The following is a 9,243-nucleotide window of genomic DNA, read 5'->3' as shown; positions in this document are numbered from 1 at the left end:
GGTGTTACGGCGGGCCGAAGCTGGCCCTCCCACGGCTTGAGTTGCTACTCGACGGTGATCCCCATCGACCGGGCGGTGGCGGGTAGCCGGGAGGGTTCTGGGGGGTGCCGGGGTACTCGGGAGGCTGGCTCATGTCCGTCCTAGCTGTTGGATTCAACTTGTGGCCACGCGCACGGAATCTGGCAAACCGGAACTTAGCAAATAAGTCGCCAGGACGCTTGGATTGTTTTCCGGCCTTTTTCCGCCGGCGCATGCCGTCGCCCCGACGTGGTATGCCTAAAACCGTGTCCGACGGTCTCTTCGACCTTCCCGGCGCACCGCAGACAACCGACCCGGGCTTCGGCGTGTCGGCGGGTGCGCCGCTGGCCGTGCGGATGCGGCCCGCGTCGCTGGACGAAGTCGTCGGCCAGGGCCACCTGCTGGCACCCGGATCGCCGCTGCGCCGGCTGGTGGAGGGTTCCGGCGTCGCGTCGGTCATCCTGTACGGCCCGCCGGGCAGCGGCAAGACGACGCTGGCCGCGCTGATCTCCGGATCGACCGGCCGCCGGTTCGAGGCGCTCTCGGCGCTGTCGGCCGGCGTCAAGGACGTCCGGGCGGTGATCGACAAGGCCAGGCACGCGCTCATCTCCGGCGAGCAGACCGTCCTGTTCATCGACGAGGTGCACCGGTTCTCCAAGACCCAGCAGGACGCGCTGCTCTCGGCCGTCGAGAACCGGGTGGTGCTGCTGGTGGCGGCGACGACGGAGAACCCGTCGTTCTCCGTGGTGGCGCCGCTGCTGTCGCGCTCGCTGATCCTGCAGCTGCGGCCGCTGACGTCCGACGACATCCGCGCCCTGGTCCGGCGCGCCATCGACGACCCGCGCGGCCTGGGCGGCCGGGTCGACGTGGAATCCGAGGCCGTCGACCTGCTGGTCCAGCTGGCCGCCGGCGACGCCCGGCGCGCCCTGACCGCGCTGGAGGTCGCGGCCGAGGCCAACGACGTCGTCACCGTCGAGACCATCGAGCAGTCGCTGGACAAGGCCGCCGTGCGTTACGACCGCGACGGCGACCAGCACTACGACGTCGTCAGCGCTTTCATCAAGTCGGTGCGGGGCTCCGACGTCGACGCCGCGCTGCACTACCTGGCGCGCATGCTGGTCGCGGGGGAGGACCCGCGCTTCGTCGCGCGCCGGCTGATGATCCTGGCCAGCGAGGACATCGGGATGGCCGACCCGACCGCTCTGCAGACCGCGGTCGCCGCCGCGCAGACCGTGGCGCTGATCGGCATGCCCGAGGCCCAGCTGACGCTGGCGCACGCCACCATCCACCTGGCCACCGCGCCGAAGTCCAACGCGGTCACCACCGCGCTGGCGGCGGCGATGGACGACGTCAGGGCCGGCAAGGCCGGCCTGGTGCCGCCGCACCTGCGCGACGGGCACTACTCCGGCGCCGCGGCGCTGGGCAACGCGCAGGGCTACAAGTATTCGCACGACGCGCCGGATGGCGTTGTCGCCCAACAATATCCGCCCGACGAGCTGGTGGGAGTGGACTACTATCGGCCCACCGGCCGCGGCGGCGAGCGCGAGATGGCCGGCCGGCTGGACCGGCTGCGCGCGATCATCCGTAGGAGGGGACGGGCATGAAGACCTTCACCGACGAGGAGATGGGCCGGCTGCTGCCCACCGCCAAGCCCTACAGCGTCGTGATCCTCAAGCGCGGCCCGAGGTTCGGTGACGAGTCGTCGCCGGGGATCATCTGGGAGCACGGCCGGCGCAACTTCGGCCTGCGCGACGACGGCGTGCTGGCGGTGGTGCTGCCGGTCACCGACTCCTCCGACGTGTGCGGCATCGGGGTGTTCGCCGCCACGGTCGACGAGACCACCGCGATCATGGCCGACGACCCCGGGGTCGCGGCGGGGGTGTTCACCTATCAGGTGCACGAGTGCCGCGGATTTCCGGGGGACGCGCTGCCCTAGCGCCTAGACCAGCTCGGGCACCCGCAAATGCGCGATCGCCAGCTCGAACTCGGCCACGTCGACGATCTCGGCGCCCAGGTCCCGGACGCGCGCGCTGCGCAGCTCGGTGGCCCGGTCGCGGTTGCGGGCCATCGCGTCCATGCTGTCGAACGTCGAGCACGACACCGCGCGCCGGCACGCCGGGTGGTCGACCATCAGGCTGGCGCTGCAGAAGCCGTCCATCTTCTCCATCTCCGGTAGCAGCGACGTCCGGTAGAAGTCCAGCGATCGGCTCAGCTGGTCCGGCACCACCTTGAGCCAGGTGGCCCGCACGCAGGCCCCGTCGGCCGAGTGGTGGTCGCGGTGCACGAAGGCGATGTCCCACTCCTCGACCTTGGCGCTGCCGTCGAACATCAGCGCGGCGCGGTCGCGGACCGGCGCCACCCGCTCGGCGCTGGCGCGCATCGCCTCCATCGTCTGCCAGGCGCTGGTCGCGATGCATCTGCCGGACTGGCGGTCGACCAACAGCGACAACCCGACATACCCGTTCATCTCCTGCAGCGCGGGCATGACGACATCGCGAACGTGCGCAATGCCAATGTCGACCGACAGCGGTTGCGCCTGAATGGTGGTGGAGCGTGCGTACATTGGTCGAGCCTCCCTCGTCGGGGCTGGTATCACTGGGCGGCGGTGGCGCCACCGGTCCCACCGATTACCTTCCTCCTACGGACTGGGCGTAGCAATGGGCCCGGTGGAGCCACCTGAGGTGCGGTCAGGCCATCTCGGGCACCCGCAGGTGCGCCAGCGCCAGCTCGAACTCGCGCTCGTCGAGTTCCTCCACGCCCGCCTCGCGCATCGACGCGATCTTGAGGGCGGTGGCCTGGTCCCTGTTGCGGTCCATCGCGTCGAGGCTGTCGAACGTCACCGACGACACCCCCCGCCCGGAGGCGCGGTCGACCAGCAGGCTGGCACTGCAGAACCCGTCGAGGTCCTCGAGCTGCGGCAGCACGGACGACTTGAAGTACTCGATGCCGCTGTCCATTTGGTCCTGCGGCACCTTGACCCAGGTCGCGCGGACACCCGCGCCGTCGGGCGCGTGGTGGTCGCGGTGCAGCGCCGCGATCTCCCACTCGTTGGTGTCCGCCGTGCCGCCGAACGTCTCCGCGGCCCGATCGCGGATCGGCCTCACCTGGTCCGCGCTGTCGCGCATGGCGTCCTCGGTCTCCCACGCGCTGGTGGCGATGCACCGCCCGGACTGCCGGTCGACCAGGAGGGACACGCCGACACAGCCCGCCATCGCCTGCAGCGCGGGCATCACCTCATCGCGAACATGCGCGATACCCCCGTCGATGGAAGAGGTTTGCGCCTGAATAGTGGTAGAGCGCGCGTACACGATCCACCCCCTCTTTTTCGGGGCAGCGCCCCGGTGGCGCCACCGGTCCACGAGCTACCTTCCTCCTGGCGGTTATCAGTGGCAATGCCCCCCGGGGGTGTGGCCGCCCTCACAAACGATTGGCCGGTCAGGCTGGCCTCGCCGTAGGCTGGACCGGGTGCATACCGATGTGCTGCAGGTAGACACCGCCCAGCGCCGCATCGTCGATCTGACCGATGCGGTGCGGCGGTTCTGCTTCAGCTACGGCGACGGCCTGTGCAACGTGTTCGTCCCGCACGCGACGGCCGGGGTCGCGATCATCGAGACCGGCGCCGGTTCCGACGACGACCTGGTCGACACGCTGGAGCGGCTGTTGCCGCGCGACGAGCGGTACCGGCACGCGCACGGGTCGCCCGGCCACGGCGCCGACCACGTGCTGCCGGCGATCGCGGCGCCGTCGGTGACGGTGCCGGTCGCCAGCGGCGACCCGCAGCTGGGCACGTGGCAAAGCATCGTGCTGGTCGACCTCAACCGCGACAACCCGCGGCGGTCGGTGCGGTTGAGCTTCCTGGAGGGCTAGCTGTCTAGGCTGGGAATCCCGATCGAAGCAAAGCAAGGCAACAGGAAGAAGCGGACCAGAAGTGCAGACACACGAGATCAGGAAGCGATTCCTCGATCACTTCGTGAAGGCGGGCCACACCGAGGTGCCGAGCGCATCGGTGATCCTCGACGACCCCAACCTGCTGTTCGTCAACGCCGGGATGGTCCAGTTCGTGCCGTTCTTCCTGGGCGCGCGCACACCGCCCTACGCGACGGCCACCAGCATCCAAAAGTGCATCCGCACGCCCGATATCGACGAGGTGGGCATCACCACCCGGCACAACACCTTCTTCCAGATGGCCGGCAACTTTTCGTTCGGCGACTACTTCAAGCGCCGGGCGATCGAGCTGGCCTGGTCGCTGCTGACCAACCCCATCGCCGACGGCGGCTACGGCCTGGACCCCGAAAGGCTCTGGGCCACAGTTTATTTCGATGACGACGAGGCGTTCGCCCTGTGGCAGGAGATCGCCGGCCTGCCGGCGGATCGGATCCAGCGCCGCGGCATGGAGGACAACTACTGGTCGATGGGCATCCCCGGGCCGTGCGGGCCGTCGTCGGAGATCTACTACGACCGCGGGCCGGAGTTCGGCGTGGAGGGCGGCCCGATCGCCAACGAGGACCGCTATGTCGAGCTGTGGAACCTCGTGTTCATGCAGAGCGAGCGCGGCGAGGGCACCTCCAAAACCGACTTCGAGATCCTCGGGCCGTTGCCCCGCAAGAACATCGACACCGGCATGGGCGTCGAGCGGGTCGCGTTCGTGCTGCAGGGCGTGCACAACGTCTACGAGACCGACCTGCTCAGGCCCGTCATCGATCTGGTCGCGACCCGCGCGCCGAGGGGCTACGACACCGGCAACCACGAGGACGACGTGCGCTACCGCGTCATCGCCGACCACAGCCGCACCGCGGCGATCCTGATCGGCGACGGCGTCAGCCCCGGCAACGACGGGCGCGGCTACGTGCTGCGCCGGCTGCTGCGCCGGGTGATCCGCTCGGCCAAGCTGCTCGGCATCGAGGAGCCCATCGTCGGCGACCTGATGGCCACCGTGCGAGACTCGATGGGCCCGTCGTACCCCGAGCTCGTCACCGACTTCGACCGGATCCGGCGCATCGCCGTCGCCGAGGAGACCGCCTTCAACCGCACGCTGGCCTCGGGTTCGCGACTGTTCGAGGAGGTCGCCGGCGCCACCAAGGCGACGGGCGCGAGCGTGGTGTCCGGGTCGGACGCCTTCACCCTGCACGACACCTACGGCTTCCCGATCGAGCTCACCCTGGAGATGGCCTCCGAGGCCGGCCTGCAGGTCGACGAGATCGGCTTCCGGGAGCTGATGGCCGAGCAGCGCCGCCGCGCCAAGGCCGACGCCGCCGCCCGCAAGCACGCGCACGCCGACCTGACCGCCTACCGCGAGCTCGTCGACGCCGGGCCCACCGAGTTCACCGGCTTCGACGAATTGACCTCCGAGGCAAGGGTTTTGGGCATCTTCGTGGACGGCAAGCGGGTGCCCGTCGTCGCGCACGGGGCCGACGGGGCCGACCGCGTCGAGCTGGTGCTGGACCGCACCCCGCTCTACGCCGAGTCGGGCGGGCAGATCGCCGACGAGGGCAGCATCAGCGGAACCGGCGCCAACGAGAGCGCCCGCGCGGCCGTCACCGACGTGCAGAAGATCGCCAAAACCTTGTTCGTGCACCGGGTCAACGTCGAGTCGGGCGAGTTCGTGGAGGGCGACACCGTGCTGGCGGCCGTGGACCCGGGCTGGCGCCGCGGCGCCACCCAGGGCCACTCGGGCACCCACATGGTGCACGCCGCGCTGCGACAGGTGTTGGGGCCCAACGCCGTTCAGGCCGGGTCGCTGAACCGGCCGGGCTACCTGCGCTTCGACTTCAACTGGCAGGGGGCGCTGACAGAGGACCAGCGCACCCAGATCGAAGAGGTCACCAACGAGGCCGTGCAGGCCGACTTCGAGGTGCACACCTTCACCGAGCAGCTGGAGAAGGCCAAGGCGATGGGGGCGATGGCGCTCTTCGGCGAGGCCTATCCCGACGAGGTGCGCGTGGTGGAGATCGGCGGGCCGTTCTCCCTGGAGCTGTGCGGCGGCACGCACGTGCACAACTCGGCGCAGATCGGTCCGGTGACCATCCTGGGCGAGTCGTCGATCGGCTCCGGCATCCGCCGGGTGGAGGCCTACGTCGGGCTGGAGTCGTTCCGGCACCTGGCCAAGGAGCGCGCGCTGATGGCCGGGCTGGCGTCGTCGCTGAAGGTGCCGTCGGAGGAGGTGCCGGCCCGGGTCGCCAACCTGGTGGAGCGCCTCAAGGCCGCCGAGAAGGAATTGGAGCGCGCCCGGCTCGCCGCCGCGCGGGCCGCCGCGACCAACGCCGCGGCCGGCGCCGAGCGCATCGGTAACGTTCGTGTGGTGGCGCAGCGGATGTCGAGCGGGATGACCGCGGGCGACCTGCGCTCCCTGGTCGGCGACATCCGCGGCAAGCTGGGCAGCGATCCGGCGGTGGTGGCGCTCATCTCCGAGGGCGAGGGCAACAGCGTGCCGTATGCGGTCGCCGCCAACGCCGCCGCCCAGGAGCTCGGCATCCGCGCCGACGGGCTGATCAAGCACCTCGCCGGGGCGGTCGACGGCCGCGGCGGCGGCAAGGCCGACCTGGCGCAGGGCTCCGGAAAGGACCCGACCGGCATCGACGCGGCGCTCGAGGCGGTACGCACCGAGATCGCGCGGGTCGGTTGAGTGGTCTTGACACAGCACCGCCTCCCCGACCGGCCCGGCGACCCTGATCAGGACCCTGGGCGGGGCCGGCGGCTCGGCATCGACGTGGGCAGCGTGCGCATCGGCGTGGCGGTCAGCGACCCCGACGGCATCCTGGCCACCCCGGTGGAGACGGTGCGCCGCGACCGTTCCGGCAGGCACGTGCGCCGGCTGGCCGAGCTGGCCGCCGAGCTGGAGGCCGTCGAGGTGATCGTCGGGCTGCCGCGCACCCTCGCCGACCGCACCGGGCCGTCGGCGGTGGATGCGATCGAACTGGCCGAGACCCTGGCCCGGCGGGTCGCCCCCACGCCGGTCCGGCTGGCCGACGAGCGGCTGACCACCGTCAGCGCCCAGCGTTCGCTGCGCGAGGCGGGGATGCGGGCCAAACAGCAGCGGGCGGTCATCGACCAGGCCGCCGCGGTGGCGATCCTGCAAGGCTGGCTCGACGAGCGCAGGGGGGCCGGCCGTGGTTGACAGCGCCCGCGGCCAGCGCGCCGAGCCGGAGGCGGTCGGGCCGCCGCGGCGCAGGCTGAGCCGGGTCGACCGCAACCGCGCCGCACGCGGGAAAAAGCGGCGACGCTTCGCCGGCCGGATCACGCTCGTCGTCTCCGTGATCGTCATGGTGACCGTCGTCTTCGTCGGCACCAGGCTGTGGAACACGGTGTTCGGCTCCGGTGACGACTACAGCGGAAACGGCAAGCGCGACATCGTGATTCACGTGCAGGACGGCGACTCGACCACCATGGTCGGCGAGACGCTGCACAGCCAGGGAGTGGTCGCCACGGTGCGCGCGTTCGTCAACGCCGCGCACGGCAACGCCGCGATCAACTCGATCCAGCCCGGCTACTACCGCATGCGCACCGAGATCCCGGCCGCCAACGCCGTCGCGCGACTGGCCGACCCGAGCAACCGGGTGGGGCGGCTGGTCATCCCCGAGGGCCGTCAGCTCGACGACACCACCGATATGAAGACCAACGTGGTGAACCCCGGCATCTTCTCGCTGATCTCCCGCGCCACCTGCGTGAATCTCGACGGCGACAAGCGCTGCGTCTCGGTGGACGACCTGCGCGCCGCGGCGTCCAACAGCGCCCCCACCACGTTGGCGGTGCCGCCGTGGGCCGTCGAGCCGGTCACCGAGCTGGGCAAGGACCATCGCCGCATCGAGGGCCTCATCGCGCCGGGGACGTTCAACATCGACCCCGCGTCGTCGGCCGAAAGCATCCTGACGAGCCTGATCAGCGCGGGCGCCGTGGAGTACATGAAGTCGGGCCTGCAGGATTCCGCGCAGGCGAGGGGGCTGTCGCCCTACGACATCCTGGTGGTCGCGTCGCTGGTGCAGCAGGAATCCAACACCCAGGACTTCCCGAAGGTGGCGCAGGTGATCTACAACCGCCTGCACGCGCACCACACGCTGGAATTCGACTCGACCGTGAACTATCCGCTGGACCGCCGCGAGGTCGCCACCAGCGACGCCGACCGCGGCCAGAAGACCCCGTGGAACACCTACGTGTCCCAGGGGCTGCCCGCCACGGCGATCTGTTCGCCCGGGGTCGACGCGCTGCGCGCGGCCGAGCATCCGGAGCCGGGTGACTGGCTCTACTTCGTCACCATCGATGCCCAGGGCACGACGCTGTTCACCCAGGATTACAAGCAGCATTTGGCCAATATCGAGCTGGCTAAGCACAACGGTGTCCTCGACAGCACGCCCCGCTAGGAAGGCGGCCGTTCTCGGCTCGCCGATCGCGCATTCGCGCTCCCCGCAACTGCACCTGGCCGCGTACCGGGCGCTGGGGCTGGACGACTGGACCTACGAGCGCATCGAATGCGGCGCCGCGGAGCTGCCGGGCGTCCTCGGCGGTCTCGGGCCGGAATGGGTGGGGGTGTCGGTGACCGCGCCGGGCAAGTTCGCCGCCCTGCGCTTCGCCGACGCGCGCACCGAGCGCGCGGCGCTGGTGGGCTCGGCCAACACCCTGGTGCGCTCGCCGGCGGGGTGGCGGGCCGACAACACCGACGTCGACGGGGTTTCCGGCGCGATCGGGTCGGCCTCTGGATGTGCGCTGGTCTGTGGATCGGGGGGCACCGCGCCGGCCGCCGTCGTGGGCCTGGCCGAGCTCGGCGTCACCGGGGTCACGGTGGTGGCGCGGGATCCGGACAAGGCGGCCCGGCTGGTGGATCTCGGCGCCCGCGTCGGCGTCGAGACCCGGTTCTGCGGGCTGGACAGCGCGCGGCTGCCCGGCGAGGTGGCGGCCGCCGAGGTGCTGGTCAGCACCATCCCCGCGGACGTGGCCGAGCGGTATGCCGGCGCGTTCGCCGCGATCCCGGTGCTGCTGGACGCCGTCTACGACCCGTGGCCCACGCCGCTGGCCGCCGCGGTGGCCGCGGCGGGCGGCCGGGTGATCAACGGCCTGCAGATGCTGCTGCACCAGGCGTTTTCCCAGGTGGAACAGTTCACGGGGCTGCCCGCGCCGCGAGCGGCGATGGAGGCGGCGCTGCGTTAGCCTGCCCAGCGTGGCGGCCGGAGTTCCGACCGCCGAACGTGGGGCCTATGGACGATTTCGTCGCAGTTTTCGTACTTAGCCCCCACC

General features: G+C 70.8%; 9 protein-coding genes. 7 read left to right on the top strand and 2 right to left on the bottom strand.

The features are described from left to right. Window positions 1-272: 272 nt before the first annotated feature. Window positions 273-1,622 carry a replication-associated recombination protein A gene (locus tag A5655_RS23350; RefSeq protein WP_067014230.1) on the top strand — a complete coding sequence of 450 codons (1,350 nt, stop codon included), beginning with the start codon at window positions 273-275 and terminating at the stop codon, window positions 1,620-1,622. Further along, a complete protein-coding gene (locus A5655_RS23345) occupies window positions 1,619-1,954 on the top strand; it encodes a hypothetical protein (protein WP_067014228.1) in 336 nt (111 codons plus the stop codon). Before A5655_RS23350 ends, A5655_RS23345 begins: the two co-directional genes overlap by 4 nt. Window positions 1,955-1,957: 3 nt before the next feature. Here the strand turns inward: A5655_RS23345 and A5655_RS23340 are convergent, their stop codons facing one another. Together A5655_RS23340 and A5655_RS23335 are read right to left on the bottom strand one after the other, a co-directional pair. Then, entirely contained in the window at window positions 1,958-2,581 is a 624-nt protein-coding gene (locus tag A5655_RS23340; RefSeq protein ID WP_067014226.1) for a hypothetical protein, read from the bottom strand. A gap of 124 nt (window positions 2,582-2,705) precedes the next feature. Beyond that, a complete protein-coding gene (locus tag A5655_RS23335) occupies window positions 2,706-3,326 on the bottom strand; it encodes a hypothetical protein (protein WP_067014236.1) in 621 nt (206 codons plus the stop codon). Between the two features lie 169 nt (window positions 3,327-3,495). On the opposite strand from A5655_RS23335, the gene A5655_RS23330 reads away from it, so the two are divergent. From A5655_RS23330 to A5655_RS23310, 5 genes are all read left to right on the top strand, one after another. Next, entirely contained in the window at window positions 3,496-3,885 is a 390-nt protein-coding gene (locus A5655_RS23330) for a secondary thiamine-phosphate synthase enzyme YjbQ (RefSeq protein WP_197508783.1), read from the top strand. Window positions 3,886-3,946: 61 nt separating this feature from the next. Next, window positions 3,947-6,640 carry an alanine--tRNA ligase gene (gene alaS, locus A5655_RS23325; RefSeq protein WP_067014222.1) on the top strand — a complete coding sequence of 898 codons (2,694 nt, stop codon included), beginning with the start codon at window positions 3,947-3,949 and terminating at the stop codon, window positions 6,638-6,640. Beyond that, window positions 6,641-7,132 (top strand): Holliday junction resolvase RuvX, encoded by a 492-nt coding sequence (gene ruvX, locus A5655_RS23320; RefSeq protein ID WP_067014220.1) that lies wholly within the window; start codon window positions 6,641-6,643, stop codon window positions 7,130-7,132. Then, window positions 7,125-8,372, top strand: a complete 1,248-nt coding sequence (gene mltG, locus A5655_RS23315) for an endolytic transglycosylase MltG (RefSeq protein WP_067014217.1) — start codon at window positions 7,125-7,127, stop codon at window positions 8,370-8,372. The genes ruvX and mltG overlap by 8 nt, the downstream gene beginning before the upstream one ends. Continuing rightward, a complete protein-coding gene (locus A5655_RS23310) occupies window positions 8,347-9,156 on the top strand; it encodes a shikimate dehydrogenase (protein ID WP_231999256.1) in 810 nt (269 codons plus the stop codon). Before mltG ends, A5655_RS23310 begins: the two co-directional genes overlap by 26 nt. The last annotated feature ends 87 nt before the right edge of the window (window positions 9,157-9,243 follow it).

Origin of the sequence: Mycobacterium sp. 1081908.1, assembly GCF_001673535.1 — a bacterium.
GTDB lineage: Bacteria > Actinomycetota > Actinomycetes > Mycobacteriales > Mycobacteriaceae > Mycobacterium.
Note: the sequence above shows the minus strand (reverse complement) of the source record. Positions and strands in the feature narration are given on the sequence as shown.

What these genes read in the sequence shown, in the direction of transcription:
- A5655_RS23340 (WP_067014226.1), bottom strand. Translation starts at nt 2,581, where the DNA reads ATGTACGCACGCTCCACCACCATTCAGGCGCAACCGCTGTCGGTCGAC.
- A5655_RS23350 (WP_067014230.1), top strand. Translation starts at nt 273, where the DNA reads ATGCCTAAAACCGTGTCCGACGGTCTCTTCGACCTTCCCGGCGCACCG.
- A5655_RS23345 (WP_067014228.1), top strand. Translation starts at nt 1,619, where the DNA reads ATGAAGACCTTCACCGACGAGGAGATGGGCCGGCTGCTGCCCACCGCC.